Source organism: Gordonia alkanivorans (assembly GCF_004011905.1).
Taxonomy (GTDB): Bacteria; Actinomycetota; Actinomycetes; order Mycobacteriales; family Mycobacteriaceae; genus Gordonia; species Gordonia alkanivorans.
Genome location: NZ_CP027114.1, coordinates 4,479,753 through 4,505,768, shown reverse-complemented (window position 1 = coordinate 4,505,768; position 26,016 = coordinate 4,479,753). Strand labels below are relative to the sequence as shown.

The window sequence follows — 26,016 nt, the reverse complement described above, 5'->3', positions numbered from 1 at the left end:
CGCGCTCCTCACCGCGCTCTTCACCTCGTGATCGCGGTGGCGGCGGTGCTGCTGCTCGTCGGCGTCAGCTCGCCTGCCCGAGCCGGGGTTCCGCCACTGGGTCCTGACTTCGACTTCGGCGTCGCCCAATCCGGTTTCCAGTCGGAGGGATTCAACCGGGATTCGAACTGGCTGCGATACGGCAAACAGAGCAAAGTGGATCAGCCTGTCGGCAACGCCGTCGACTTCTTCCATCGCTACGCCGAGGACATCGATCGGGCCGCGTCGCTGGGGGTGGGCATCTACCGCACCTCGGTGGAATGGTCTCGTGTCGAACCCGCACGCGGGCACGATGATCCGGCGGGCTGGGCGTTCTACGATCGCGTGATCCGCGAGGTCGTCGACGCCGGTATGCGGCCGATGATCACCCTGAATCACTGGGTGCATCCCGGGTGGGCGGTGGATCTCGGTGGCTGGAACCGTCCCGGCATGACCGGCGACATGGTGGCGTTCGCCGAGCGGGTCGTCGACCGGTATGCCTGGGCCGACCCGCTGTGGATCACGTTCAACGAGCCGACCGAGTACGTTCGACGCGAACTCCAGTACGGCGGGGTGGCACCTCAGAACCTGGGCCGGATGGCCGACGGGATCGTCGCGGCGCATCGCGCCATCTATCGGCACATCCATCGGGTGCAACCGGGCGCGCAGGTGTCGTCGAACTTCGCCTACTATCCGATCGCGGTTCTGCAACCGTGGCTGGAATCGATCTTCCCGCAACGGATGCGCGACACCCTGGACTTCGTCGGCGTCGACCACTACTACTCGTTCTCGGCCACCGATGCGTCGGTGGCCTACGGTGCGCTCGGTGAGTTCTGGAAGAGTTCGCAGGCGCCAGAGAGCATCTACTACGTACTCCGGCACGTGGCTCGGCAGTTTCCGGGCAAGCCGATCCGGGTGATCGAGAACGGCTTGGCCACCGATCCTGATGGCCGGCGCCCCGATGGCTACCGTCGCTCAGATCATCTGCGCGACACGGTGTACTGGCTGCAGCGGGCCAAGCAGGACGGCATCGACGTGCAGTCGTACAACTACTGGAGCCTCACCGACAACTACGAGTGGGGCGATTTCGACTCCCGCTTCGGTCTCTACACCGTTGACGCGCAACGTGACCCGTCGCTGGCGCGGCGACCCACCGACGCTGTCGCCGCGTACCGAGACATCACGCGGGCCGGGGGAGTCCCGCCCGGGTATCGCCCGACGCGGCTGCCGGTCCCGTGCTCGCTGGTGGATGTCCCGGACAGCTGTGCCGAGCCGGCGGTTGTGCGTTAAGTACTCCCGCAAACCCTCCGCTTTTCCGTATTCCCACCACCCCGATGGAGGGCGGGAATACGGAAAAAGGGTGAGTGTGTCTGTCGGTCAGGCGACGCCGACCGCGCGTAGACCGGCGGCGGTCGCCGCGGCGAGGATCACCACGACCGCGAGCGGGGCGCGCAGGACGGCCGCGAGGATGCCGACGGCAACACCAGCCGGCCGTGCCCATCCGGCGAAGTCGTGGTCGACGAAGAAGGCGCCGGTCAGCGCCACCGCAACCAGCAACACCACGGTGGCCCGGTCCATCAGCTCCTCCGTGCTCGCCGACACGGTGAGACGGTTGCGGAGGAGTGGTCCGGCCAGTCGGATCAGGTAGGTGCCGACGGCGAGAACCGCGATTCCGATGCCGAGGGACAGTCCGGAGGTCATCGGGGCGCGTCGCTGCCGACGAGAGTTCGGGGCGGGGTAGGGGCCGGGCGCGGTAGCAGACTCCGGACGGCTTCGACGGCGGCGAATCCGGCCAGCGCACAAAGGATCGGCAGTCCGGCGGGCAGGAACGGTGTCGAGGCGATCGCGACGGCACCGCCGACGGCGACCGCGGCCCAGGTGGTGCGCGTGCGCAGCGCCGGAACGGCAAGTGCGGCAAGCAGGGCGGGGAACGCGGCGTCGAGCCCCAGCGTCTCGGGGCGGGCGACGCTGCTTCCGAGTAGAGCGCCCAGTCCGGCGCCGACGGGCCAGCAGACGAGAATTCCCAATCCGCACAGCAGGAATGCGGCCCGGGCGCGACGCGGCTCGGATTCCGCGGTGGTCATCGCCGCCGTCTCGTCGTTGATGAGATGCGCCCCGAGAACCATTTCCGGCAGTCCGCGCAGGTGCTTACCCACCGCGAGGCCGTATCCGAAGTTCCTTGTGTTGACCAGAAGTCCGGCGAGGGCTGCAACGACAGGGACGCCACCGGCGGCGAGTACGCCGACGAACACGAATTCCGACGACCCGGCGAGTACGACGGTCGCGATGAGCACGATCTGCCACAGTGCGAGCCCGGCGCTGTGCGCGGCAACGCCGTACGACGCGCCGATCACGAGCACCGACAGGCACATCACGACCACGGCGCGCAGAGTCGCCGAATCGAGTGTTCTCCATGCCGAACGCATGACTATCATAGTGAACACGAGACAAGTGTTCGTCAAGATGGACGATCGGACGGTTAGATGAACAATGCCGGGCAGGTGAATCCGAAAGAGCTGGTCGCCGCGTCGCTGAAGCGCGAACGCACCCGTGCGGGCCTTTCCCTCACGGAGCTGGCGCGACGTGCAGGAATCGGTAAGTCGACGCTGTCCCAGCTTGAATCCGGAGAAGGAAACCCCAGCGTAGAGACGTTGTGGGCACTCTCCACCGCCCTGGGCGTGCAGTTCTCGGCGCTGCTGGACTCGCCGGCGCCGACCGTCGAGGTGATCCGCTTCGGAGAGGGGCCGGTCATCCCGGCCGCCGATGCCGACTACTCGGCCACGCTTCTGTCGACTGCCGCGCCCGGTTCTCGACGCGACATGTACGTCATCCGGGCGGAACCGGGTAAGCCGCGGGTGTCCGCGCCGCATGCCCGCGGAGTCCTCGAACATGTCGTCATCAGTGCAGGTCGCGCCCGCCTCGGGCCCAGCGATGCCGCCGAGGTCCTCGGTCCCGGTGACTACATCTGTTACCCCGGCGATGTCGAGCATGTCTTCGACGCCCTGGAACCCGGCACAGTCGCGGTCATGTTGAGTGAGGCGTTCTGACCGGTCTGCGGGGGCGGGTGACCGCGACGTCGGTCACACCGGTTCGCTTCTTTCGTTACCGGCGCGTAGTGTCGATCGCAGTGTTGCACCCTGATTGGTTGCATCAACGCGTCGTAGAACGCTTCTCTCGCAGGTCGGGGCCCACTGAACGTGGTCGTCGAGGTCGGACACTCGAGATGTCCACCGCCTGCCATTGACTTCATACGGCGAACGAGCCCGCGTACCCGCGTGTTCGCCATCGGCACCGACCTTCGGCAGTGATCTGCCGTCCTGCTCGCGTGCCACGCACAGGAAGAGCTCCGCTCACATAATGACTGCTGTCCTCGAGACCCCCTCGGCAACTGCAACCCAGATCGTCGAGACCATTCCCGCCGACACCACCGCCCCCCAGGTTTCCTTCGAATCCCTCGGCGTGCCAAGCAAACTGGTCGAGGTCCTGGCATCGCAGGGCAAGGCCGACGCCTTCCCGATCCAGGCCGACACCCTGCCCGACACCCTCGACGGCAAGGACGTCCTCGGCCGCGGCAAGACCGGCTCGGGCAAGACCCTCGCCTTCTCCATCCCGCTGGTCGCCGGACTGGCCGAGATGGAGGTCAAGCGTTACGTCGGTGCACCGACCGGCCTCATCCTGGCTCCGACCCGCGAACTGGCCACCCAGATCGCCGCCGTCGTCGAGCCGCTGGCCGCTGCCGTCGGCCTCACCGTCACCACCGTCTTCGGTGGCGTCAAGCAGGCCCGTCAGGAACAGGCCTTCCGCCGCGGCGTCGACATCGTCGTCGCCTGCCCGGGACGCCTCGAAGACCTGATGCGCCAGGGCATCGTGAAGCTCGACGAGGTGGAGATCACCGTCATCGACGAGGCCGACCACATGGCCGACCTCGGCTTCCTCCCGGTCGTCACCAAGCTCCTCGCCGCCACCCCGGCGGAGGGCCAGCGGATGCTGTTCTCGGCAACCCTGGACAACGGCGTCGACAAGCTGGCCAAGCGCTTCCTCGACAATCCGGTCCTGCACTCGGTCGACTCCGCCGAGTCGCCGGTCGCCGCCATGACCCACCACGTCTTCGAGGTGTCGTCCGCGGGCAAGGCCGACCTCGTCGCCGAACTCGCGTCCGGCGCCGGTCGTCGAATCCTGTTCATGCGCACCAAGCATCAGGCCAAGAAGCTCGCCAAGAAGCTGAGCGAGCAGGGCATCCCGGCAGTCGATCTGCACGGCAACCTCAGCCAGGCCCAGCGCGACCGCAACCTCGCCGCCTTCGGTGAGGGAGACGTCCGCGTGCTGGTGGCCACCGACGTCGCCGCCCGCGGTGTGCACGTCGACGGCATCGAGCTGGTCGTCCACGTGGATCCGCCCGCCGAGCACAAGGCATACCTGCACCGCTCGGGCCGCACCGCGCGTGCGGGCAGCTCCGGTGACGTCGTCACAGTGTGCCTGCCGGAGCAGCGTCGTGAGGTCTCGCAGCTGCTGCGCAAGGCCAAGATCAAGGTCACCCCGAAGCAGGTCGACGCCAAGGCCGGCGCCGTCGACGAGCTCGTCGGCGAGCGCGCACCCCGCGTCTCCGCTGCCGAGCGCGCGGCTGCCGAAGCCGCTCGTGGCGGCCAGCGCGGTGGTTCGCAGGGTGGGCGTTCCCAGGGTGGTCGCCGTGGTGGCGGACGCCCGGGACGCGCTCGCGGCGAAGGCCGTGGCAACGGTGCTGGTCGCGGTGAGAGCCGTGGCGGCGCACGCGGTCAGGGCGGCGAGTCGCGCACCGGTGGCACCGGATCGTCGCACCGCTCGGGTGGACAGCGTTCCACCGACGCTCGCTCGGCCGGTCAGTCCCGTTCGGCAGGACAGTCGCGCTCGGCAGGGCAGGGTCGCTCGGCGGGTCAGCCCCGCACCGGTGACCAGCATCGTGCCGGTGGACGTGCACAGGGCGGACGTCGTTCCTCCAGCCGTCCGGCCGGTTCGCCGACCAGCCGCTGAGTCAGGCGGGTAAGAACTTCTGAGCAAGCCGTGGCGCAAGCCACGGCTTGCTTCCCCATGCGAAGGCCCGGCCGGTCAGCGCGGCCCAGGTGGGTGAGATTCGGCCGTAGCCGGTCAGCAGTGCGGCAGTCGGGTCGACGCTGATGTGGACGTCGGGGCGTCGGGGCTGGTCGGGGTTGATGATCAGTTCACCGTCGGTGAACTCGTAGACATAGCGTTCCGAACATCCCCGCAGCCGGATGTCGTAGGTGGCCTGGTGTCCGACCGCCGCCGTCGTGTCCACCCAGCTGGGCAGTATCTGCTGTCGTCCGCGGATGATCATCAGCACCACCTCGGGCTCGACCCACCAGCGGGCACCCACCGCACGCGCGACGTCGTAGCCGTGCACCACGAACTCGCCGATGAGGATGCCCAGCGCGGCGTCGGCCCGGATGTGCCGGTCACCGTCGAATCGCATCTTCGGGACCTGCGCGTTGAAGTGCGAGACGGCGTCGACCAGCGTGTCGAGGTCTTCTCTCAGCTGGCGGGCGAGAGCCGAGACCTCACGGGTCGGCAGATTCGCGATCTGTTTCGCGTTGAAGTCCGGGACGTCGATCGCCTGACGACACCATTCCCCCTCACCGCGCGCGAGCGCCAGAAATCGCGTAGGTGCCAGGGCGACGTGACCCAGACAGTCGACCAGCGTCCAGCCCGGTGTGTGCGGCACACGCGTCTCCGGCTCGTCGACCCCCTCGACGAGTTCCAGAAAGCGTTCCCCGGTGGTCAGCGCGGCGTCGGTGTAGTCAAACCTCGAGAACATCCCCGTCACGCGTGGTTCCTCCCCCACATGGGCCGCAAGACTACTCGTGCGTGATGCGACGTGCGACACATCCTTCGGAACGGGGTCGGTTCACGGCGCCTATGCGGAACGCGCACAACGTCATCCGATATCGAGCCGCGGTGATCCAAGGTCTGGAGTCCGGGTTCAGGGTGCCTCGCCCAATCGGACGAACACGACACCCGCGACGATCAGCAGGCCACCGAGAAGCTGGATCGGCGCCGGGAGTTCGTCGAGGGCGAGCCAGGCGAACAACACCGCGAACAACACCTCGGACAGGGCGACGAACGACATCACCCGGGCGCCGAGTACCCGGCCGGCCGCGATGCCGAAGGCATAGGCCATGGCGGCCGACACGACACCCAGCATCAGCAGGGGAGCCCACCAGGGCAGCGAGAGGTCGCCGATGCGGACCACCGAGGTCGACGCCGTCATCGGCAGCGCTCCGACGAGCCCGGCCGTGGCGAGCGTGATCGCACCGATCACGAGGCCGCCGGCCGCGAGTGCGAGAGGCGGCAGGCCGGTTCGTTCGTCGGCGGAGATCACGAAGTAGGCGGCGGCGCCCACCATGGCGGCCAGAGCCCACAGGACGCCCACCACGCTGATCGAGACCTCCCCGGTCAGGTCGAGGACCAGGGCGAGGCCGGCGAGCGCGAGAGCGGCGCCGAACACGGTGACGCGGGTGGGTCGCTGAGCGTGCCGCAACCACATCCACACCAGCACCGCGACCGGTGCGGTGTACTCGATCAGCAGCGCCACCCCGACCTGCAGGTAGGTCACGGCATAGAAGTAGGCCAGCTGGCACCCCGCGACGGCGAGCAGTCCGTAGGCGATCACGACCCACCCGGATCGGTGGCCGGGTTGCGGTGGCGGCGGCAAGAGTGGCTGCCGGTCACGGAAGGCCACCAACCCGGGAATCGCCAGCACGGCGGCGCCCACCGCGATGCGCACGGTCACGGTCGCTCCCGCCGACCACCCGGATTCGATCATCGCCCGCGCCAGGACCCCGGAGATGGCGAAGCACGCCGACGAGAACAGCGCCAATGCGATTCCGATGGACGGCCGGGAGCGGCCACGGGTCTGAACAGGGCTGCTCACGGGTTCTTCGCGGCCACGATCGCCGCACGCACCGCTTCCCGGCATTCCTCGCCCTGCGGTTCGCCGACGCCCAGGTAGTAGCTGCCCGGACGACCGCTCTCGCCGGCGAAGCCGGTCACCGCGAACCCGTCCGGGGATTCCGGCGTCCCGATCGAGGCGATCCCCAGCGGTACCGACAGTGCCGAGATCCCGCGCTTCGCCCCGGAGTTGACGATCAGCAGGTGCGTCGGATGCAGGACAACGAGCGTCTGGTTCTCCGAGTCGGGGTCGACGGGGTTCGCGCGCCGGCCGAGCAGTCTGCCGATCGTGGACGAGGCAGGTGGGTTGATGCTCCGGGTGCTCCAGGCGGGCAGATCGTCGGTGATGGTCAGTTGGCGCGACTCGGCATGATCACGCAACGCCGCCGCGAGGTCGGCCGGAAGAGCGGACAAATCGGCGCGCACGGTGGTGCGCTGGTACGCGGGCCCCATGGTCGATCAATCTATCCGAGAGCGCACCGGTTTCGAGATCGGCGAGCAACGACGCCACGGTTTCCGCGGAGTCGGTCTTGTTGGTCCCGATGAAGCCGGACGGTCCGCGCTTGATCCAGCCGGTCACGTACACGCCGGGCACCGTCTGCTCGCCGTCCATCACCCGGCCGGCGCGGTGCGGGATGACACCTGTGGCGTCGTCGAAGGGCAAACCCGGCACGGCGACGCCGCGGTAACCGACCGAGGTCAGCACGAGGCCGGCGTCGAGGGTGGTGATCTCACCGGTGGGTTCGATTCCGGTGACGACACCCGCATCGTCGACCGTCAGCCGGTTTCGGCCCACGACGACGCCGGTCGCGCGTCCGTCCTCGCCGGACACCTCGAGAGGAGAACAGAAGAACGCCAACCGGATACGACGACCCTCGGGTTCGCCGGCGGCGGCGCATTCGGCGAGGATGTCGAGCTTGGCGCGAATGGTGGCGTCGAGTTCGCCGTCCACCTGGGCGGATCGGAGATCGGCGGGATCGACGGTCACCGCCACGCCCGAATCCACCAGGCCGATCAGTTCGGGCAGTGTGAACGCGGCATGGGCGGGTCCGCGTCGTCCCAGCACGACCACCTCGCGCACCGACGACTCCTTCAGGGCGGCCAGCGCGGCCGGAGAGATGGACGTGTCGACGAGTGCAGCCGGGTCGGCGACGAGGATGCGTGCGACGTCGAGAGCGACGTTGCCGTTGCCGACGACCACCACGCGGTCGGTGGACAGGTCGACGTCGAGGTCGGTGAAATCCGGATGGCCGTTGTACCAGCCGACGAAAGACGTGGCGCTGGTGACTCCTGCCTGGCCGATCCCCGGCAGGTCCAGTGTCTTGTCGGTGGGGGCGCCGCCGGCCCAGATGACGCCCTGGTGGCGGGACCGCAGGTCGTCGAGCGTGATGTCGCGACCCACCTCGGTGTCGAGGAGGATCTCCAGGTTCGGGTTGCGTGCGATGTCGTCGAACAGGCGCATCACCTTGCGGGTGTGCAGATGGTCCGGGGCGACGCCGAAGCGCGCGAGGCCGAAGGGCCGGTCGAGACGCTCGTACATCGTCACCGAGACCTGGGGATGCCGCAGCAGTTCGTCCGCGGCGTACATCGCCGACGGGCCCGATCCGACGATGCCGATCGACACCTTCTCCTCGACTGCCAGCTGACGCGGCCGGTCGATCGGGGCGAGCGGGAGCCGGCGTGCGGGATCGACGGGGAAACGTGCTGCACCGTCGACGGTTTCGCGGTACTGCGAGGCGTTGACCTCGGCGAATCGCTCCTGCCCCGCGGGCAGGCGGTGACCGGGAACGATGGCGCCGACGGGGCAGGCGCTGACGCACGCACCACAGTCGACGCAGGTCGCCGGGTCGATGTAGAGCATCTCGGCGATGCCGAAATCCGGCTCTTCCGGGGTGGGGTGGATGCAGTTGACGGGGCATGCGTAGACGCACGACGCGTCGCCGCAGCACGCCTGGGTGACGACGTGAGGCATGAGGTCGGTTCGCTACCTGTGTGTGAGGGGCGGATCTCCGCCGGCGGGTCAGGCGGCCGTGTAGGTCGGCTCGCTACGGAAACGCGAAGGGCGGCCGCTGATCCCGAGCACGCGCCACAGCAGGCGCGACACCGGGTTCATCAGCCCGCTCTGGTCGGCGAGCATACGGACGTCGCCGAAGACGTTGCGCAGGAAGCGCTTCGACTCCTCGGATCGCCAGAAGATGTCCTTCATGACCTCGCGCGGGACGTCGAATTCCTTGGCGAAGGAACGCGGCGGAACCACGATCGCGCTGCACAGGGTGCGCATGGTCAGCGGCAGCATGAGCGACAGCAGGAAACGCTGGAAGCGGTTGCGCTGCGGGACCTGTTCGCGGATGAAGTGGTGGGCGAACGAGATGTGCCGTGCTTCCTCGGCGACGTGCAGCTGCATCACCGCGGCCATCGTCGGGTGCAGGCGGGCGCGGGTTCGCAGGAAGTCCTTCTGGATGTGGTCGATCGGCTCTTCGCCGCCGAGTACGCCGAAGAAGAACACGATCGGGAAGACCGTCGAGACCAGTGGGACGAACGGCGAGATCAGTCGGTACCCGACCTTCGCGCCGGGAACGTCCATGCCCACGCGGTTCACGAACTCCTGGAACATCAGGGTGTGGTTGCACTCCTCCTTGGATTCGTGCGTGGTGTACCGGAATTCGCGTGCGCCGTTGGGGAGCTTGAAGCTGTACTGCATCAGGCCGCGGATGAGCACGGACTCGAACTGCAGGCCGACCTTGGCGACGTTGGCCTGACGCCACATGCCGATCTCGATCTGCTTGCTCTCCGGGAGTTGCTGGTACCAGGGATGTCGCCCGATCGGGTCGACCTCGTAGGAGAGTATCCACCGCGGATCGTTCTCCGTGATCGCCATGTGCGGCGCGTCCCAGTCGATGTCCACGTAGGGATCGAAATTCCGGTGGACCGAGGCCGAGGACAGGTCGTCGAGCACCTGTCCGTAGTCCTGCTCGCTGCCCGTTTTGTCGTGTTCGGGAACGTAGCGTGCCGGGCCGTCGCCGGCGGTGTGAACGGAGTTCGGATTCGTCAATGCTTTGGTCATCGTCGCGTCCTTCGAGGTGGGCCGGGCCGCGTGAGGGCGGCCACAGCGGATGATCCGAACGTATTTCGACGCTCCGCTATTTGTCAACACTCAATGTCACGTTCCGTGGTCGGGGCGGGTTCGCGGGGCGCGCCGGACCATGTCCGGTTCATCCGCTGACCAGCCGAGACGGCCGTAATTCGATCGGTTGGTTTCACACCGTTCCGGACCGCTTCGCGCGCTAGAGTTACCGCACGATCCCGTGCCACCCGACCTCATCGGAGGAACCAGCGATGTCCCGTCGTGTCCCGTACGCGCCGAGCAAACCGGGTCCCGGTGCGCGCGCATCCGTCCGGGGACGCCGGTGAGCCGACCCCCGCAGGGACCGACGCGATTCCCCGCCCCGGGTCAGTTCCCGCCGGGCCCCCGCGTACCCGATCCGCCCCGGATGCCGGGAACGGTCCCGCCCCGGCGCGCCGCGCGGCCCGGCCCCGGCGGCCTCGGTGATCTCACCCCGGAACTCGTCGACACCGACGTCTGGACCGAGGCGATGGTGGAGGCGGCGGGCATCCCGATCGTCGACGTCCCGTTCGTCACCGTCGGCTCGGGGATCGGTTCCTTCGTGACCGTCGACTATCTGCGGATCTGTGGTGTCCCGCTCGAGCAGATCGCGGTCCTCGGTCCGCAGGACGTGCCGTGGCACAGCTACGAGTACCTGACCCGGGTGTCGCAGATCCCGCGCGGCGAACGACTCCGGTCGGACTCGGCGTCGACACCGGACAACATCTGGGGGTTTCCGTCCTATGCGGTCCGTGAGGCGTGGGCCGACAGGAAGTTCAAACCGCTCTGGAACGTCCTGGTGGAACCCATCTTCGCGAACTACTACACCCCGAAGGCGGGGCAGGCGTTCGAGTCGATGGAGAAGGAGTGCCATCGCATCGGCTACCTGAACTGCCTGCGCCGCGGGCAGGTGCGCATGATCCGACGCCGCGCGGGCGGCGGTTACTTCACGATCCTCACACCGCCACAGGGGAGTTCGCCGACCAAACGGGTGGCGTTCCGCAGTCGCTGGGTGCACGTGGCCATCGGGTATCCGGGGATCAAACTGCTGCCGGACCTGCAGGCTTTCCGCGAGACCTATCGCGATGCCAGCAAGGTCGTCAACGCCTACGAATCCCACGAACACGTCTACCAGTCGCTGCAGCGCAAGCCGGGCACCGTCCTGATCCGCGGCGCCGGGATCGTCGCATCCCGTGTGCTGCAACGCCTCATCGACGACCGCGACGCGCTCGGCCTGCAGACGCAGATCGTGCACCTGTTCCGCACGTACTACGACAAACCGCACGGCCCGCACATCTTCATGCGGCGCAAGGGCAAAGACGGCTGGGCCTACCAGGGATTCAACTACCCGAAATCGGTGTGGGGCGGTCAGCTCAAAGCGCGCATCCGCAAACTCGAGGGCCACGACCGTGCCGAGGCGTACAAACAGATGGGCGGTACCAACACCCCGGTCCGCGACGACTGGCAGGAACAGCTCGCGCGCGGCCGCCGCGAAGGGTGGTACCGCGCCGCGGTCGGCAAGGCCGAGCGCCTGGTACCCGGGCCGGGCGGCCAGGGGGTGGTGACGACGGTTCGCGTCGACCCGCACGCCCCCATCAGGCAGGAGCACCGGCCGGACGGCACCTTCGAGCTGTACGCCGACTACGTCATCGACTGCACCGGACTCGAGGCCGACGTGCGCGAACACCGCTTGCTGCGCGACCTTCTCGACCACACCGGGGCGGGGATCAACCCGGTCGGCCGGATGGACGTCGAACGCGACTTCGAGCTGAAGGGCACCCGCAACGGCGACGGGAAGCTGTACGCATCGGGCAGCGCGACGCTCGGCGGGTACTTCCCGGGTGTCGACACCTTCCTCGGTCTGCAGATCGCCGCTCTCGAGATCGTCGACGACCTCGCGCGGCAGGGTTTCTGCAAACGACTCACACCGTGGCGCTCGACCGCCCAGTGGTGGCGGTGGATGAACAACAAGGGAGTCGACTGATGCTGCCCACCCTGTGGGGGCGGATCCAGACCCGCGTGCTGGTGCTCGGCATCCTCGGTGGGGCGTGGACCATCGTCCTGGTGCCGTTCCTGTGGTTGATCTCGTCGGGTGACCCCACCGTCGTCGAGGTCTACCGCGTCGCGTTCACGGTGTTGTTCACCGTCATCGTGCTCGGCGTCGCCTGGGAGTTCGTCTACCACTTCCTGCAGCAGTTCCGCTGGGAGAAGGACTGGCCCACCCTGTTCGGTCTGCTCACCGCGATCAACGAGGGCGTCGTGGTGTGGCTCGTCGTGGACGGGACGGGTCTGCTGCCGGAGGAACTGCGGCCGTCGCCGTTCGTGTTCACGGTCCAGTTCCTCACCACCTGGCTGCTGGTGTGGGTCGCGGTCAACGGCCCGTTGCGAGCGGTCTTCCCGCACTGGCGATTCCGAGGAGGCCGGTTCCTGTGACCATTCCGGGTGACATCCCGAGCGTGACCCCGACGGTGACGCTGATCCCCGGCGCCGGGATCGTGATCCGCAAGCCGGCGTTCCTCTGCCTGATCTCCGACACGGTGCCCGCCGCGTTCATCACGGACCTGCTCGACATCGAATCCGCAGTGTCCGTACCGGATTCGGCACCCCGGCGCGGCCGCCATCTCGTCCGCGCACTGGCGCAGCTCGTGCTCACGGCCGATGAGCAGATCGACATCGCCTTCGCCGCGCCGGACAACGTGGGGATCGCGATCTTCATGTCGGGGAGGGTCTACGGCGAGACCGACGGCAAACGGATCGAACCGCCACCCGGCGACGCCTACGACAAGGCGATCCCGTGGCCCTTCGAGGGGCTCGGCCTGTACCTCGAGGGCTCCGTCCCGGCCGAGGTCGGGGAGGAACGGTTCGACCTCGTCGACGGTGTCGTGCCCGCCTCCGGGACGTTGCTGCACACGCCGCTCGGATTGCGCGGCACCGAATTCCACCCGCTGCCCGCGGCTACGCAGACCGCGGCGCCGGAACCCGGGCCCGAGCCCGAGCCCGAGCCGGAGCCCGAGCCGGCATCTGACCCGTTCGCCGACTTCCCGTCTCGGTCCGCGCCGCCCACCCCGCCTGCGCCGGCCCCGTCTGAACCGGCTGTTCCCGAACCCGACCCGATGGGTACGACCGAGCGGATGCGACCGGACGTCGCCGAACCCCTGCCGTTCACGTCGACCCCCCTCGGTGGGACGCCGGTAGAACAGCCGGAGCCGGGTGAGCCGCTCCCGACGGACCCGATGCCGGTCGCACCCGCTGCTCGACCGAACCCGCTCGCCGAACCCCTCGAACCGCGCGCCCCGCTGCCGAAGGAAGAACATCAGCGTCCCGCGACCGAGGTCGTGAAGATCGAGGCGTCGCGGGCGAAGGTGCACGGCATCCGATGCTCGCGCGGACATCTCAACCACCCGCAATCCTGGTTGTGCGGTGTCTGCGGCATCCGGATGGATCAGCTGACGACATTCCTGGTCGAGGGGGAGCGCCCGCCGCTGGGTTGGCTGTTGCTCGACAACGGTTTCACCTTCCTGCTCGACGAGGACCTGGTCATCGGTCGTGAACCCGGATCCTCCGGCGGAGGACGGGCAGGTTCCCCGAAACCGATTCGCGTGCAGGACGAGACGGGACAGCTGTCGCGTCGCCACGTCGAGATCCGCTTGGTCGAGTGGACCGTTCAGCTCGTCGACCTCGGCTCGGCGAACGGCACGTTCGTCGCCGACCCGAGCAGCGGTAACCGGGAGGTGCGCCTGCTCCCGCACCGTCCGCATGTCCTGGTCCCGGGGTCGCACGTACGAATCGGAGGACGCCACTTCATCTTCGAGTCGCATCATGCGCGCATCTGAGACAGCCGGGATCTGAGATGGACAAGCACACGGTCGCGTTCCTCCTCCTGGATGTCGCGGTCATCATCGCGGTCGCCCGCATCGGCGGGATGATCGCGCGCGCGGTGCGGCAGCCGGCCGTCGTCGGCGAGATCGCGGCCGGGATCGCCCTTGGGCCGAGTCTTCTGGGGCTCCTCCCGGGAAACCCCGACCAGTGGCTGTTCCCCGAAGAGGTGCGGCCACTCCTCGGCGGACTCGCCCAGATCGGGCTCGTGCTCTTCATGTTCATCGTCGGACTCGAACTCGACATGCGACTGACCCGCGGGCGTGAGCGTGCGGCGGCGAGCATCTCGGCGTGCTCGATCGTGCTGCCGTTCGGACTCGGTGCCGCACTGGGACTTCTGCTGTACCCGTCGCATGACACCGTCGGGGGAGTCGAGATCGAACGGCTCGGCATGGTCCTGTTCATGGGCGTCGCGATGTCGATCACCGCGTTCCCTGTGCTGGCCCGCATCCTCGCCGACCGCGGGATGATGCGGACCGTCCCCGGGGTGTTCAGCCTGGCCGCCGCCGCGGTCGACGACATCCTCGCCTGGACCCTGCTCGCGTTCATCATCGCGATCATCGAGGGCGGCAGTCCGCTGGAAGTGGCCAAGATCGTCGGGATGACCCTGGTGTACGCCGCGATCATGTTCGGGATCGTGCGCCCGCTGCTGGCCAAGCTGGTCGAGTGGCGCGACTCGGCAGGACGCCTGACCCCGGACATTCTGGCGGTCATCCTCATCGGCGTGTTCCTGTCCTCGGCGGCGACCGACGTCATCGGCATCCACCAGATCTTCGGTGCCTTCATGTTCGGCGCGGTGATGCCGAAGGTCGGTGCCGAGCAGCTGCATCGCGAGATCCTGGAACGGCTCGAACAGGTCAGCGTGCTGCTGTTGCTGCCGATGTTCTTCGTCGTCACCGGCCTGAGCGTCGATCTCGCCGGGATCGGACTGTCGGGGCTGTGGCAGCTGGGCCTGGTGCTCGTCGTCGCGATCGCCGGCAAGTTCCTCGGCGCCTATGCGGGCGCCCGGGTCTCGGCGATCCCCACACGGCAGAGCGCGGCCATCGCCGTTCTCATGAACACCCGCGGACTCACCGAGCTGGTGATCCTGTCGGCCGGACGCGATCTCGGTGTCCTCAGTGACGACCTCTTCGCGATGCTCGTGGTGATGGCGCTGTTGACGACGGTGCTGACCGAACCACTGCTGCGGCTTGTCTACCCGGACACGGTGGTGGCCAACGACATCGCCGCGGCCGAACGTCGGGCGCTGGCCGCGGCGACCGCCCCGCGGGTGCTGGTGGTGTTGCGCGACCCCGATGGCACGGTCGAGGACCTGCGCGCTCGACACCGTCGATTGTTCGACTGCACAACGGGTTACGACGTCGTGCTGGCCGGCCTGCTCACCACGACGGACAACCCGGCCAAACGCCTCGAGGTCGGCGTGCCGGTGGTGCCCGACTTCGCGGCCATGGCCTCGGCCGTCGAGAAGCTGAACCTGCTCGGTGCCTCGCTGAGCGGAGCCGGATCGGTGTCGGTCCTGTGCCGCTTCGGATCCGACCCGGCCAGCGACCTCGACGCGATGACCCGCAACGCCAACGCCGACGTGATCGTCATCGACGCCGCCGACCGCGAACTCGGCGAGATGTTGCGCGCTGCGCCGGTGGCGATCGTCGACGAGAACGCCGCGGCCGGTGCGGCACCCAGCCGCAGCGTCATCACCTGCGTGGTCGCCGACAGCCGCAGCGGTCGGACCGCCGCCGTGGTGGGAGCCGGTCTGGCGTTGTTCGGGTCGAGGTCCCTCACGATCGTGTCCACCGGTTCACGGCGGCGCTGGCTCGCCGACCTGCGGCCCGTGATCGATCGCGGTGTCCGGGTCTCCCTGGTCGAGCCGAAGCGTCACCGCGGCGAGGACGCCGCCTTCACCGTTGCCGCCGCCGACGACCCCACCCACGGGCGTGGTCCGGACACGCCCGTGATCGTCGTCGACCACACCGAGACCAGCGAAGAAGCACTGGGGGACCGGATGACCACGCTGTACGCCGAGGCGACGGCATCGACCGATCCCACGCCGAACGCCGGTACCACTCACACCACGTCATCACCAGAGAGGCACTGACATGGCCACTGTCGAGATCCCGCAACAGCTTGCGGATTTCACCGTGCTCCAGAAGCTCGGAGTCGGCGGCAACGGAACCTTCTACCTCGCGGTGCCTCCTGCACGTCTCGGCCTGGCGGCCGATCGCGTGGTGGTCAAGGTCTTCAGCGGGGTGTGCAGCGACGACGCCTACCGTCGCGGCGTGCGCGAACTCCGGGCGTTCGCCGCGGTCGCCTCGCCCTATCTGGCCGGTCTGTACGACGCGGTCCTCCAGGGCCAGTTCATGTATGCGATGGAGTACTTCCCGATGGGATCGCTCGGAACGCCGGCGCGTCCCCTCAGCCGGGACGAACGCCTGGCCGCGGTCGCCGACGCGGCGCGCGGCGTCGACGCCCTGCACGAGGCCGGCATCGCCCACGCCAACATCACCCCGTCGAGCATCATGGTGATCGAGACCGGCGGGAAGATCTCCGATCTCGGTCTCGCCCGGGTGCTCGCGGCCGAGGAGCCGATCACCAGTTTCGCCCAGCCGGGCGCCGTGCAGTACATGGACCCGGCACTTCTGGCCGGTGACGTGCCGTCCCGCGCGACCGACATCTGGTCTCTCGGTGCGTGTCTGCACCGCGCGCTCACCGACGAAGGGGTGTATGGCGAGGTGCCCGACGCCCAGCCGCTGCTGGCGATCCGAGCCGCCCTGTCGACCCCACCTGCGCTGTCGGAGAAGCTCGATCGTGACGAGCGCACACTGATCGCCAACTGTCTGGCGCTGGCCGGGAGCCGGCCGTCGACCGCGCTGCAGGTGGCCGAACGGATCGACGCCCTGCGGGGTCGTTGAGGATCGTTGCCGAACCGGGCGCCGGTCACCCGAGTGGTGCGGATCGCCACCAGGCGTCGAGGATCTGCCGGCCGGAATGGCCCGGCCACGTGGTGATCACCGTGTACGGCTCGCGCACCGGCTCGACGAAGTTGGTGACCACCCAGCCGTCGGCGAGGCTGTCGCGGCTCGACGACGCGGGACCGTCCCGCCACTGGATCTCGTCACCCGGATAACCCTTGAGCGGTGCGGTGACGCTGTCCCGTGCGCCGGGGGTGGCCGTGTGCCAGACGACGTAGGTGACCTGCTCGGCGTCGGAGCAGGAGATGGCGTCGAGGCCGTCGCGGAACGTGGCCTGGCAGGACGCATCCCGCCAGCCCTGCTGATCGGGGGAGTCGGGCAGCAGTCGCGGGAACGCGTCGGCGATCGGTCCGACCGACGCCGGCCACGGTGGTGGCGCGTTGCGCGCGCCGAGGACGATCACGGCGCCCACACAGACCGCGACCACGACGAGCGCCACCAGAATCGGTGTGAGATTCCGGCGTCGTCGCGCGGCGGCAGACCGGGCAGGCGGCCGGACAGGACGTGACTCGACATCCAGGCGACGATCCTCGGGGCGGCCGGCGACGAGCTCGGTCAGCCGGTCGGCATTGCCGGCGGGTTGGAAGACGCGCGGTGGCGAGTCGATCTTCTCGGTCGGTGGCTCCCCGTCGGTGTGGGTGAGGTGGAGGGCGAGGTCGGCGGCCCGGACGAACTCGGCGCAGGTCCGATAACGGTGGTCGGGCCGGGGATCGAGGGCCCGCGCCAGGACGGAATGGAAGGCGGGGGACACCGCGCCGGAGATCCGGTGCCGGGCAACCGATGTGGTCCCGGTCAGGAGTTCGACGAGCGTGCGGCCGAGGGCGGCCACGTCGGAGTCCGGGTGCGGGGTGGTCTCCCCGGGCGCGGGTGGTGTCAGGCCGAAGCCGCGGAGTGTGACCGCACCGGGGTCGGTGAGGTCGGATGCGGTGATCTCGGCGGCGGGGTCTCTGCGGGTCGTGATCAGGATGTCGGCGGTGGTGACTCCGCCGTGCACGAGCCTTCGACGGTGGGCGGCGTCGAGTGCCTCGCCGACCGCGGCGACGATCCGTACGGCCAGGTCGATGTCGACACCGTCCGCGTGGCGTCGGATCAGATCCGCGGCGTCGGTGGTGGGTATCGGCGCGGTGGCGACCCACAGCCGGCCGTCGGTGAGACCGTGCCCGGCGATCCGGGCGATCGCGGGATGCCTGATGCCCGAGACCAATTCATTGGAGTGGGCGAACCAGCTGCGGAACCGCGCATCCGCCGAACGTGCGCGGTCGATGACGGTGAGGACGACCGGGTCGGGTTCCGGTCGGCCCGCGGGAGGAGGAACCGGCGGCACCGGGATCGCGCGACAGGTCGTGCCGACCTCGTACTCACGGAGCACCCGCTCGATGCGATGCCCGGCGACCACCGATCCGGGAACGACCGAGCCGTGGGCGGGTGACGCGCCGCGGGTGAGGTCGAAGGACACGCTTGGCTCCCTGTGGTGTGAGAGCTCGAATTCTACCGGCCGCCGGAGGCGCTATTCGGTGTTCGACTCGAACAGCACGGGTGCCGAGTTGAACAGCATCACGATGAAGAACACCAGCAGGAACCATGCCCCGCCCTGCCACATCTGCCAGCGTCCACCGGATTTCCAGACCCGGTAGGTGCGAACCAGCATCGCGATCGCACCGATCATCACCACCACGGGTGAGGCGATGACGAGCACGTTCTGCACCGACTCCGACGCGGCGAGTCCGACGAGGAGGAGGCCCAGTCCCAACACGACGGTGATGGCGACGTGGATCACGATTGCGCGAAAGTCGTTGGAGTTCTGCGGAGTCGGGGAGGTCATGGTGAGCACCACGCTACACGGCCCCCGACACGCCGGTCGGAAGGACTTAGTGCTCATTGATGCCGGCAGTTCTCCGGAGCAGGATGGAGTTCGAGGACTCGGCTTCCACGAGGGGGTCGTGACGAGACGAGATGAGCCCAGAGGAGATCACCGACATGAACGCGATACTCGTTGGCGTGGACGGTTCGGAGGCGGCCACCGGTGCGGTGCGATGGGCGGCCAAGGCTGCGGCGGCGGAAGGTCTCGATCTCAAGATCGTCGGCGCCTACGACGCGAGCACCAGCGACTACGCGCCCGGCCTGATCATCCCGCAGGATGTCGTCGACGCCATCCGGCAGGACGCATCGGACGCCGTGCATACTGCGAACGACGTCGCCAAGACGGCAGCGCCGAACGTCAGTGTCACGACGTCGATCGTCGACGGGGACGCGGCGCGCGTCCTCCTCGAGCTGGGCAAGGACGCCGCGATGATCGTGGTCGGCACCCGGCGGCTGGGCAGCGTGAAGGGCCTGTTCCTCGGCTCGGTGAGCATCAACGTCGCAGCCCACGCGCACGGCCGCGTGGCCGTCGTCGCCGCGGAGGGCTCCGACACCGGTCCGGTGGTGGTCGGCGTGGACGGCTCGCCGATCAGCGATGTGGCCGTGGCCGAGGCGTTCCGGCAGGCGTCGCTGCGCAACGCCCCGCTGGTCGCGGTCCACACCTGGACCCCGCTCGACGCCGACGCCCTGCACGGGTACGGGATCGGCCCCGAAGAGGTCGAGCGGATGACCCAGGACGCGGTCGAGGTGCTCGCCGAGCGACTGGCCGGGTACGCGCAGGACTACCCGGACGTCCGGGTGGAACGCCGCGTGCTGCCCGAGGAGCCGGCGAAGGCGCTGCTCGACACGGCCGGGACCGACGCCCAGCTCGTCGTCGTGGGCAGCCGCGGACGCGGCGGATTCCGCGGACTGATGCTCGGCTCGACCAGCCAGAAGGTCATGCACAACGCCGAATGCCCGGTCTTGGTGGTGCGCAACTGACCGGGGCGGTGCCTACCATCGACGCATGACGCTGAAGAGACTCGAGCTCTCGGTCGGGGAGCTCGCCCAGCGGGCGGGCATCGCGCCGTCGGCGGTTCGCTTCTACGAGGAGCAGGGCCTGATCTTCAGCCGGCGGACCGCCGGCAACCAGCGGCGCTACCACCGGGCGATGCTGCGCCGGGTCGCGTTCATACGGGCCTCGCAGGTCGCCGGCATCCCGCTGTCGGTGATCGGCGAGGTGCTCGCCGAACTCGGTGACCACGAATCCCCGTCGAAGTCGATGTGGGAGGCGGCGTCGAAACGCTGGATGGACGACATCAACCACCGCATCTCCCTGCTCGAGAGCATGCGCGACATGATCGGTTCCTGCGTCGGGTGTGGATGCCTGTCGCTCGGCGAATGCCACCTGCTCAACCCGGGAGACGAACTGAACAAACTCGGTCCCGGCCCCCGCCGCCTCATGACCGAGTGATCACGTCCCGCGATCTCGGCGGGCAGACCTGCGGCGGTAGGGTTGCGGCATGGCTCGACCGTCGCGCGTGGCGCTGGCTCTGGGAAGTGGCGGCGCTCGCGGGTACGCGCACATCGGCGTGATCGCCGAGCTCGAGGCACGTGGATTCGAGATCGTCACCGTCGCCGGATCATCGATGGGTGCGCTGGTCGGGGGACTGTACTGCGCGGGCAAGCTCGACGACTACGTCGACTGGACCTCGGGCCTGTCCCAGCTCGACGTCGTGCGGCTCCTCGACGTCTCCCTCACCAAACCCGGCGTCATCGGTGCCGAACGCATCCTCACCCGCGTGCGGGAGATCCTCGGCGACACCGCGATCGAGGATCTGCCGATCCCGTTCACGGCCATCGCCACCGACCTGTCCGCCGGTCGTGCGGTGTGGTTCCAGCGCGGCAACCTCGCCGACGCGCTCCGTGCCTCGATCGCGATCCCGGGCGTGATCAGCCCGCACGAACACAAGGGGCGACTGCTCGCCGACGGCGGCATCCTCGACCCGCTTCCCGTCGCGCCGACCTCGGGCGTCCCCAGCGACGTCACGATCGGCGTGATCCTCGGCTCCGACGGCGGGCCCGAGACGGGTGCCAGCCGGCAGCCCAAGGCGAAGGGCCTGCTCCGACGAAACGTCGCGCCCATCCTCGACAACGAGTTCGTGCGCTCGGTGCGTGACCGCTTCGGTTCGGAGACCGGCGACCTCGCGGATACCGAGGTCGCGACCGACGGCGCGGACGAGGTCGCGCCGGCTGCCGTCCCCGACGAGGAGGGCGCGGTCGTGGTCGATACCGCCGCGGTGTCTCCGGACACCGCCGACGAGCCTCAGCGGATGGGTCGCGTCGAGGTGCTCAGCCGGTCGCTCGACATCATGCAGGAGGCCCTGACCCGCTATCAGGTCGCCGGCTATCCGCCGGACGTCCTGATCCGCGTGCCGCGTCGTGCGGTGCGCACCCTCGACTTCCACAAGGCCACCGAGATGATCGATCTCGGACGCGAACTCACCGCGAAGGCTCTCGACGATCTGCCCGAGCTGCCATGAGGCAGATCCCTCGCGGCATCTGGGTGCTGCTGTCGGCCAACGTCGTCATCGCACTCGGTTACGGCTTCATCGCGCCCGCCCTGCCGAGTTTCGCTCGCGCGTTCAACGTCTCGTTCACCGCGGCCACCGCGGTGGTGTCCGCCTTCGCGATCATGCGCCTGCTGTTCGCCCCGACGGGCGGACGTCTCGTGACGATGTTCGGCGAACGACGCATCTACCTCACCGGGCTCCTCATCGTCGCGGCCAGCACCCTGGCTTGTGCCTTCGCACAGTCGTATTGGCAGCTCCTGGTCTTCCGCGGTCTGGGCGGCATCGGGTCGACGATGTTCAGCATCTCGGCGATGGCACTGTTGATCCGGATGTCGCCCAGCGACATTCGGGGTCGGGTGTCGGGCCTGTTCTCCGCGGGGTTCCTGATCGGCAGCATCACCGGACCGTTGATCGGTGCCGCCCTGGTGGGTTTCGGCCTGCGCGTGCCGTTCGTCGTGTACGCCGTCGCGCTGCTGGTCGCATCGGCGGTCGTGGCCACCCAGCTGCGCGAGGTGATCGCCCCCGATCAGGCCGAGGGCCCGACGGCCGGCCTCATCGGTTTCCGGACCGCCCTGCGCGACAGCGCCTATCGGGCCATCCTCGCGTCGAACTTCACGCAGGGCTGGGCATCGATGGGCGTGCGCGTCGCGGTCGTCCCGCTGTTCATCACCGAGGGGCTCGGTGCGGGGGCGGGGATGGCCGGGATCGTGCTGGCGGTCTACGCGGCCGGCAACGTCCTCGCGATCCTCGTCGCGGGCAGGCTCTCCGACCGGTTCGGTCGTCGGCCGATCATGCTGCCGGGCCTGACGATCACCGTCGTCGCCACCATCGCGCTCGGTTTCTCGCCCAACGTCCCCGTCGCGCTGGCATTGTCGGTGCTCGCGGGTGTCGGGTCCGGATTGTTCGCGCCCACCCATCAGGCCGCGCTGGCCGACGTCCTGGGCAACCGCCAGCAGGGTGGGTCGGCGCTCGCCGCGTTCGGCATGTCCTCCGACCTCGGTGCGGTGACCGGGCCGGTGATCGTCGGGTTCGTGGCCGATCGGGTCGGCTTCGGTCCCGCGTTCGTGCTGACCGGTGTGGTCGCATCGATTGCCCTGGTCACGTGGCTGTTCGCCCGCGAGACCGCACCGGCGATCGTCGGTCAGGGTCCGACGTTCACCCACGATGAGGCGGCCGATCGTGACGGAACGAATTACGGTTGAGCGATGACGCGTGACGGGCAGCAGGACGCTGCGAACGGGAGTGCCGCGACCGGGTGGGACTACGCCCTGGGGGCCGATTCCGAGGTCGGCACGTTGCGTGCGGTGATGCTGCACCGTCCCGGTGACGAGCTGCGGCGCCTGACGCCGCGCAACAACGATCAACTGCTGTTCGACGGGCTGCCCTGGGTCGACCGTGCGCAGGAGGAACACGACGCATTCGCCGCGGTGCTGCGGGATCGCGGCGTCGACGTCTATCTGCTCGGCGACCTGCTCACCGAGACGATCGCGCACAGCGGGGCCGCCCGCATCCAGGGCATCGCGGCCGCCGTCAGCGCACGCCGTCTGGGGACGCATCTCGCCGAGGATCTCGCGAGGCACCTGCGCGGACTCGCGCCCGCGGAGCTGTCACACGTCCTGACCGCCGGGATGACCTTCGACGAGCTCCCGATCACGCCGTCGGCGGAGCGTTCGTCGCTGGTCCGCCGGATGCATCACGGCCCCGAGTTCGCCATCGAACCGCTGCCGAACCTGCTGTTCACCCGCGACAGCTCGTTCTGGATCGGTTCGCGGTTCGCGATCACCTCCCTGGCACTTCCCGCGCGGGCACGCGAGACATCGCTGACCGACCTCATCTACGCGCATCACCCTCGTTTCACCGGTGCCCGACGCGCCTACGAGTCGCAGGTCGCGCCGGTCGAGGGCGGAGACGTGCTGCTCCTCGCCCCGGGTGTCGTAGCCGTCGGGGTCGGGGAGCGCACCACGCCGGCCGGTGCGGAAGCGCTGGCGCGCAGCCTCTTCGACGATCATCTCGCGCACACCGTGCTCGCGGTGCCCATCGAACAGGCGCGGGCGTTCATGCACCTCGACACCGTCTGCACCATGGTCGACACCGATGCGGTGGTGATGTATCCCAACATCCGCGACCACATGTCGGCGTTCACCCTCGCCCACGACCCGGCCACCGACGCCGTACACGTCACGGGGGAGCGGCCTTTCGTCGAAGCGGCCGCCGAGGCGATGGGTATCGGCAAGCTCAGGGTGATCGACACCGGCCTCGACCCGGTGACCGCCGAGCGCGAGCAGTGGGACGACGGCAACAACACCCTCGCCCTGTCCCCGGGCGTCGTCGTGTCCTACAACCGGAACGTGGAAACCAATCGCCGCCTGCGTGATTCGGGTATCGAGGTCATCGAGATCGAGGGCCGTGAACTCGGCTCGGGTCGTGGTGGGCCCCGGTGCATGTCGTGTCCGCTGGCGCGGGATCTGTTGTGAGGACCGGCCATGAGCTCATCGCTGCTGGACAATCTGACGGTGGACCCGGCTTCGGACCGGCCACCCTTCGAGCAGGTGCGGCTCCGCATCATCGAACTGATCGCCGACGGCACGCTGCTCACCGGTGAACGCCTGCCGACCGTCCGGGCACTCGCCGCGCATCTCGACCTCGCCCCCAACACCGTGGCGAAGACCTACCGCGAACTCGAGGCGGCCGGTGTGATCGAGACCCGCGGACGCTCGGGCTCGTTCATCAGGGCCGGTCGGCACGATGCCCACGATGCCGGGTTCGCGGCGGCGACGACCTACGTCGAGACCGCCCGTGACCTGGGTCTTGACGACAAAACGATCGTCGCTCTGGTGGAGCGGGCGCTGCGCGCGACTTGAAATGGCAGCACCGACGTTGCTTTGGTGGACTCATGACAAGTGAACAGAACGTGCCGTCTGGCCGTGCGCAGGACTCCTCGCGCGGACGTGGTGGGGGGAGCCGGCTCTCACGACCACGGTTGGATCCGGTGGTCTTCTCGGTCACTGCCCTCATCGTCATCGCCTTCGTCGCCTGGGGCCTCGCGGACAAGGACGGCCTCAACTCGACCAGTGCCGACGTCCTGGGGTGGATCACCACCAACCTCGGCTGGTTGTTCATCCTGTCCGCGACCGGTTTCGTCATCTTCGCGGTGTTCCTCGCGGTGTCCAAGTACGGGCGCATACCTCTCGGCCGTGACGACGAGGCACCGGAGTTCCGCACCGTCAGCTGGATCGCGATGATGTTCAGCGCCGGAATGGGTATCGGCCTGATGTTCTTCGGCGCCTACGAACCGCTCTTCCACTTCGTCAGTCCGCCACCGGAGATCGCCGCCGAGGACGTTCGCGCCGCGATGGCCACCACGATGTTCCACTGGGGATTCCATCCCTGGGCGATGTACGCGGTCGTCGGGTTGGCGCTCGCGTACAGCACATTCCGCCTGGGTCGTACGCAGCTGATCAGCTCGGTGTTCGAGCGCCTGTTCGGTCCGAAGGTGTCCACCGGTCCGGCCGGCAAGGTCATCGACATCCTCGCCATCTTCGCGACGCTGTTCGGTACGGTCGCGTCGCTGGGTCTCGGTGCGCTGCAGATCGGTTCGGGTCTGGACAAGGTCGGCTGGGTCCACGAACCCACGAAGCTCCTCCTGGTCGGGATCATCGCGATCCTCACCGCTGCTTTCGTCGCATCCGCGGTCTCGGGCATCGCCCGCGGCATCCAGTGGCTGTCGAACATCAACATGGTGCTCGCCGTCGTGCTCGCGGCCTTCGTCTTCGTCGTCGGCCCGACCATCTTCATCCTCAACCTCCTGCCGACCACGCTCGGTGCCTACTTCACCGACCTGACGACCTTCGCCGCGCGTTCGGATGCGACGGTCGCGACCGAGGCCGGGGAGCAGTGGCTGGCCGACTGGACGATCTTCTACTGGGCGTGGTGGGTTTCGTGGACCCCGTTCGTCGGCCTGTTCCTGGCCAAGATCAGTCGTGGGCGGACCATCCGCGAGTTCGTGATCGGCGTGATGGTGGTCCCGACGACGGTGTCGCTGGTCTGGTTCTGCGTGTTCGGTGGTACCGCGATCCGGGAGCAGATGACCGGCGTGCTGAACTTCGACGCGGCGAACGACGCCAGCGAGGACACCCTGTTCGACGTGCTGGCGAACCTGCCGTGGACCGGTGTCGCCTCAGCGCTGGTGATGATCCTGGTTGCGATCTTCTTCGTCTCGGGTGCAGATTCCGCTTCGCTGGTGATGGGGACGCTGTCCCAGCGCGGCGCGGAGGAACCCTCACGCCTGATCACGGTGTTCTGGGGTGTGCTCACCGGCGTGGTGGCCGCACTGCTGCTGGCCATCAGCGGCGACGACGCCCTCGACGGCATCAAGACGATGGCGATCATCGCGGCCCTGCCCTTCGTCCTGGTCATGATCGGCATGTGCCTGTCGCTGTACCTGGATCTCCGGCACGATCCGCTCATCGTCTCCCGCACCGTCCTGTCCGCACGCGTCGACGAGCATGTCCGGGAGCAGGCCGAGGCGATCGCCACCGGCGAGCTCGACTCGATCCACGCCGACGCCGTGCGGCACCTGGAGATCATCGAGCCCGACATCGTCGAACAGGCCGGGCTCAACGGCGACGGGACGACCCCGGCCGCCGGCAAGGACGGTTCACCGGCCTGACCGCTTTACCGAGGCACTCTGGCGGCGGCG

24 protein-coding genes are annotated in these 26,016 nt (G+C 68.5%); 15 read left to right on the top strand and 9 right to left on the bottom strand.

What is annotated here, in order from left to right; genetic code table 11:
• Positions 1–36: 36 nt before the first annotated feature.
• The gene (locus C5O27_RS20470; RefSeq protein WP_127963899.1) at positions 37–1,308 is read left to right on the top strand and encodes a family 1 glycosylhydrolase; all 1,272 of its coding nucleotides are present in this window, start codon (positions 37–39) and stop codon (positions 1,306–1,308) included.
• Positions 1,309–1,395: 87 nt separating this feature from the next.
• Here the strand turns inward: C5O27_RS20470 and C5O27_RS20465 are convergent, their stop codons facing one another.
• Together C5O27_RS20465 and C5O27_RS20460 are read right to left on the bottom strand one after the other, a co-directional pair.
• Positions 1,396–1,719, bottom strand: a complete 324-nt coding sequence (locus C5O27_RS20465) for an AzlD domain-containing protein (RefSeq protein WP_127963515.1) — start codon at positions 1,717–1,719, stop codon at positions 1,396–1,398.
• Positions 1,716–2,444 carry an AzlC family ABC transporter permease gene (locus C5O27_RS20460; protein ID WP_127963514.1) on the bottom strand — a complete coding sequence of 243 codons (729 nt, stop codon included), beginning with the start codon at positions 2,442–2,444 and terminating at the stop codon, positions 1,716–1,718. Before C5O27_RS20460 ends, C5O27_RS20465 begins: the two co-directional genes overlap by 4 nt.
• A gap of 57 nt (positions 2,445–2,501) precedes the next feature.
• On the opposite strand from C5O27_RS20460, the gene C5O27_RS20455 reads away from it, so the two are divergent.
• Both C5O27_RS20455 and C5O27_RS20450 read left to right on the top strand, forming a co-directional pair.
• The gene (locus C5O27_RS20455; RefSeq protein WP_006357830.1) at positions 2,502–3,065 is read left to right on the top strand and encodes a helix-turn-helix domain-containing protein; all 564 of its coding nucleotides are present in this window, start codon (positions 2,502–2,504) and stop codon (positions 3,063–3,065) included.
• Between the two features lie 310 nt (positions 3,066–3,375).
• Positions 3,376–5,025: a DEAD/DEAH box helicase gene (locus C5O27_RS20450; RefSeq protein WP_006357831.1), complete on the top strand. Its 1,650-nt coding sequence runs from the start codon at positions 3,376–3,378 to the stop codon at positions 5,023–5,025.
• Between the two features lies 1 nt (position 5,026).
• Here C5O27_RS20450 and C5O27_RS20445 read toward each other — a convergent pair whose 3' ends face one another.
• The 5 genes from C5O27_RS20445 to C5O27_RS20425 all read right to left on the bottom strand — a co-directional run bounded on the left by C5O27_RS20445 (position 5,027) and on the right by C5O27_RS20425 (position 10,021).
• Positions 5,027–5,833, bottom strand: coding sequence for a maleylpyruvate isomerase family mycothiol-dependent enzyme (locus C5O27_RS20445; RefSeq protein ID WP_035750860.1), 807 nt, complete (start codon positions 5,831–5,833; stop codon positions 5,027–5,029).
• 156 nt (positions 5,834–5,989) lie between these two features.
• The gene (locus tag C5O27_RS20440) at positions 5,990–6,940 is read right to left on the bottom strand and encodes an EamA family transporter (RefSeq protein ID WP_127963513.1); all 951 of its coding nucleotides are present in this window, start codon (positions 6,938–6,940) and stop codon (positions 5,990–5,992) included.
• Positions 6,937–7,410 carry a hypothetical protein gene (locus tag C5O27_RS20435; protein ID WP_042375924.1) on the bottom strand — a complete coding sequence of 158 codons (474 nt, stop codon included), beginning with the start codon at positions 7,408–7,410 and terminating at the stop codon, positions 6,937–6,939. The genes C5O27_RS20440 and C5O27_RS20435 overlap by 4 nt, the downstream gene beginning before the upstream one ends.
• On the bottom strand, positions 7,331–8,929 hold the full coding sequence (locus tag C5O27_RS20430) for a 4Fe-4S binding protein (RefSeq protein ID WP_127963512.1): 1,599 nt from the start codon (positions 8,927–8,929) through the stop codon (positions 7,331–7,333). The genes C5O27_RS20435 and C5O27_RS20430 overlap by 80 nt, the downstream gene beginning before the upstream one ends.
• Before the next feature lie 48 nt (positions 8,930–8,977).
• Positions 8,978–10,021 (bottom strand): AurF N-oxygenase family protein, encoded by a 1,044-nt coding sequence (locus C5O27_RS20425; protein ID WP_006357836.1) that lies wholly within the window; start codon positions 10,019–10,021, stop codon positions 8,978–8,980.
• Between the two features lie 427 nt (positions 10,022–10,448).
• Between C5O27_RS20425 and C5O27_RS20420 the strand changes: the two genes are divergently transcribed.
• From C5O27_RS20420 to C5O27_RS20400, 5 genes are read left to right on the top strand one after another with little or no spacing between them, the layout of a single operon-like run.
• Entirely contained in the window at positions 10,449–12,044 is a 1,596-nt protein-coding gene (locus C5O27_RS20420; RefSeq protein WP_035750327.1) for an FAD/NAD(P)-binding protein, read from the top strand.
• Complete coding sequence (locus C5O27_RS20415) at positions 12,044–12,493, top strand: hypothetical protein (protein WP_006357838.1); 450 nt, start codon at positions 12,044–12,046, stop codon at positions 12,491–12,493. The genes C5O27_RS20420 and C5O27_RS20415 overlap by 1 nt, the downstream gene beginning before the upstream one ends.
• A complete protein-coding gene (locus tag C5O27_RS20410) occupies positions 12,490–13,893 on the top strand; it encodes an FHA domain-containing protein (protein ID WP_127963511.1) in 1,404 nt (467 codons plus the stop codon). Before C5O27_RS20415 ends, C5O27_RS20410 begins: the two co-directional genes overlap by 4 nt.
• A gap of 17 nt (positions 13,894–13,910) precedes the next feature.
• Positions 13,911–16,031: a cation:proton antiporter gene (locus C5O27_RS20405; protein ID WP_127963510.1), complete on the top strand. Its 2,121-nt coding sequence runs from the start codon at positions 13,911–13,913 to the stop codon at positions 16,029–16,031.
• A 1-nt stretch (position 16,032) separates the two neighbouring features.
• Positions 16,033–16,845, top strand: a complete 813-nt coding sequence (locus C5O27_RS20400; protein ID WP_127963509.1) for a protein kinase domain-containing protein — start codon at positions 16,033–16,035, stop codon at positions 16,843–16,845.
• 25 nt (positions 16,846–16,870) lie between these two features.
• Here C5O27_RS20400 and C5O27_RS20395 read toward each other — a convergent pair whose 3' ends face one another.
• Both C5O27_RS20395 and C5O27_RS20390 read right to left on the bottom strand, forming a co-directional pair.
• Positions 16,871–18,361: a serine/threonine-protein kinase gene (locus C5O27_RS20395; protein ID WP_127963508.1), complete on the bottom strand. Its 1,491-nt coding sequence runs from the start codon at positions 18,359–18,361 to the stop codon at positions 16,871–16,873.
• 51 nt (positions 18,362–18,412) lie between these two features.
• The gene (locus C5O27_RS20390) at positions 18,413–18,727 is read right to left on the bottom strand and encodes a hypothetical protein (RefSeq protein WP_075862888.1); all 315 of its coding nucleotides are present in this window, start codon (positions 18,725–18,727) and stop codon (positions 18,413–18,415) included.
• Between the two features lie 155 nt (positions 18,728–18,882).
• Between C5O27_RS20390 and C5O27_RS20385 the strand changes: the two genes are divergently transcribed.
• Genes C5O27_RS20385 through C5O27_RS20355 form a run of 7 tightly spaced genes read left to right on the top strand, consistent with a single transcriptional unit; the run spans position 18,883 to position 25,986 of the window.
• On the top strand, positions 18,883–19,746 hold the full coding sequence (locus C5O27_RS20385; RefSeq protein ID WP_127963897.1) for a universal stress protein: 864 nt from the start codon (positions 18,883–18,885) through the stop codon (positions 19,744–19,746).
• A 25-nt stretch (positions 19,747–19,771) separates the two neighbouring features.
• Positions 19,772–20,218, top strand: a complete 447-nt coding sequence (gene soxR / locus C5O27_RS20380; protein ID WP_006357845.1) for a redox-sensitive transcriptional activator SoxR — start codon at positions 19,772–19,774, stop codon at positions 20,216–20,218.
• 49 nt (positions 20,219–20,267) lie between these two features.
• Positions 20,268–21,287, top strand: coding sequence for a patatin-like phospholipase family protein (locus C5O27_RS20375; RefSeq protein ID WP_127963507.1), 1,020 nt, complete (start codon positions 20,268–20,270; stop codon positions 21,285–21,287).
• A complete protein-coding gene (locus C5O27_RS20370; protein ID WP_035750334.1) occupies positions 21,284–22,519 on the top strand; it encodes an MFS transporter in 1,236 nt (411 codons plus the stop codon). The genes C5O27_RS20375 and C5O27_RS20370 overlap by 4 nt, the downstream gene beginning before the upstream one ends.
• Positions 22,520–22,522: 3 nt before the next feature.
• Complete coding sequence (locus C5O27_RS20365; protein WP_006357848.1) at positions 22,523–23,791, top strand: arginine deiminase; 1,269 nt, start codon at positions 22,523–22,525, stop codon at positions 23,789–23,791.
• Positions 23,792–23,800: 9 nt separating this feature from the next.
• Positions 23,801–24,178 carry a GntR family transcriptional regulator gene (locus C5O27_RS20360; protein WP_006357849.1) on the top strand — a complete coding sequence of 126 codons (378 nt, stop codon included), beginning with the start codon at positions 23,801–23,803 and terminating at the stop codon, positions 24,176–24,178.
• A gap of 32 nt (positions 24,179–24,210) precedes the next feature.
• Positions 24,211–25,986 (top strand): BCCT family transporter, encoded by a 1,776-nt coding sequence (locus C5O27_RS20355; protein WP_244216545.1) that lies wholly within the window; start codon positions 24,211–24,213, stop codon positions 25,984–25,986.
• Positions 25,987–26,016 lie beyond the last annotated feature (30 nt).

What these genes read in the sequence shown, in the direction of transcription:
- C5O27_RS20465 (WP_127963515.1), bottom strand. Translation starts at nt 1,719, where the DNA reads ATGACCTCCGGACTGTCCCTCGGCATCGGAATCGCGGTTCTCGCCGTC.
- C5O27_RS20460 (WP_127963514.1), bottom strand. Translation starts at nt 2,444, where the DNA reads ATGCGTTCGGCATGGAGAACACTCGATTCGGCGACTCTGCGCGCCGTG.
- C5O27_RS20455 (WP_006357830.1), top strand. Translation starts at nt 2,502, where the DNA reads ATGAACAATGCCGGGCAGGTGAATCCGAAAGAGCTGGTCGCCGCGTCG.
- C5O27_RS20450 (WP_006357831.1), top strand. Translation starts at nt 3,376, where the DNA reads ATGACTGCTGTCCTCGAGACCCCCTCGGCAACTGCAACCCAGATCGTC.
- C5O27_RS20435 (WP_042375924.1), bottom strand. Translation starts at nt 7,410, where the DNA reads ATGGGGCCCGCGTACCAGCGCACCACCGTGCGCGCCGATTTGTCCGCT.
- C5O27_RS20430 (WP_127963512.1), bottom strand. Translation starts at nt 8,929, where the DNA reads ATGCCTCACGTCGTCACCCAGGCGTGCTGCGGCGACGCGTCGTGCGTC.
- C5O27_RS20425 (WP_006357836.1), bottom strand. Translation starts at nt 10,021, where the DNA reads ATGACCAAAGCATTGACGAATCCGAACTCCGTTCACACCGCCGGCGAC.
- C5O27_RS20420 (WP_035750327.1), top strand. Translation starts at nt 10,449, where the DNA reads ATGCCGGGAACGGTCCCGCCCCGGCGCGCCGCGCGGCCCGGCCCCGGC.
- C5O27_RS20415 (WP_006357838.1), top strand. Translation starts at nt 12,044, where the DNA reads ATGCTGCCCACCCTGTGGGGGCGGATCCAGACCCGCGTGCTGGTGCTC.
- C5O27_RS20405 (WP_127963510.1), top strand. Translation starts at nt 13,911, where the DNA reads ATGGACAAGCACACGGTCGCGTTCCTCCTCCTGGATGTCGCGGTCATC.
- C5O27_RS20400 (WP_127963509.1), top strand. Translation starts at nt 16,033, where the DNA reads ATGGCCACTGTCGAGATCCCGCAACAGCTTGCGGATTTCACCGTGCTC.
- C5O27_RS20390 (WP_075862888.1), bottom strand. Translation starts at nt 18,727, where the DNA reads ATGACCTCCCCGACTCCGCAGAACTCCAACGACTTTCGCGCAATCGTG.
- C5O27_RS20385 (WP_127963897.1), top strand. Translation starts at nt 18,883, where the DNA reads ATGAACGCGATACTCGTTGGCGTGGACGGTTCGGAGGCGGCCACCGGT.
- soxR (WP_006357845.1), top strand. Translation starts at nt 19,772, where the DNA reads ATGACGCTGAAGAGACTCGAGCTCTCGGTCGGGGAGCTCGCCCAGCGG.
- C5O27_RS20375 (WP_127963507.1), top strand. Translation starts at nt 20,268, where the DNA reads ATGGCTCGACCGTCGCGCGTGGCGCTGGCTCTGGGAAGTGGCGGCGCT.
- C5O27_RS20370 (WP_035750334.1), top strand. Translation starts at nt 21,284, where the DNA reads ATGAGGCAGATCCCTCGCGGCATCTGGGTGCTGCTGTCGGCCAACGTC.
- C5O27_RS20365 (WP_006357848.1), top strand. Translation starts at nt 22,523, where the DNA reads ATGACGCGTGACGGGCAGCAGGACGCTGCGAACGGGAGTGCCGCGACC.
- C5O27_RS20360 (WP_006357849.1), top strand. Translation starts at nt 23,801, where the DNA reads ATGAGCTCATCGCTGCTGGACAATCTGACGGTGGACCCGGCTTCGGAC.
- C5O27_RS20355 (WP_244216545.1), top strand. Translation starts at nt 24,211, where the DNA reads ATGACAAGTGAACAGAACGTGCCGTCTGGCCGTGCGCAGGACTCCTCG.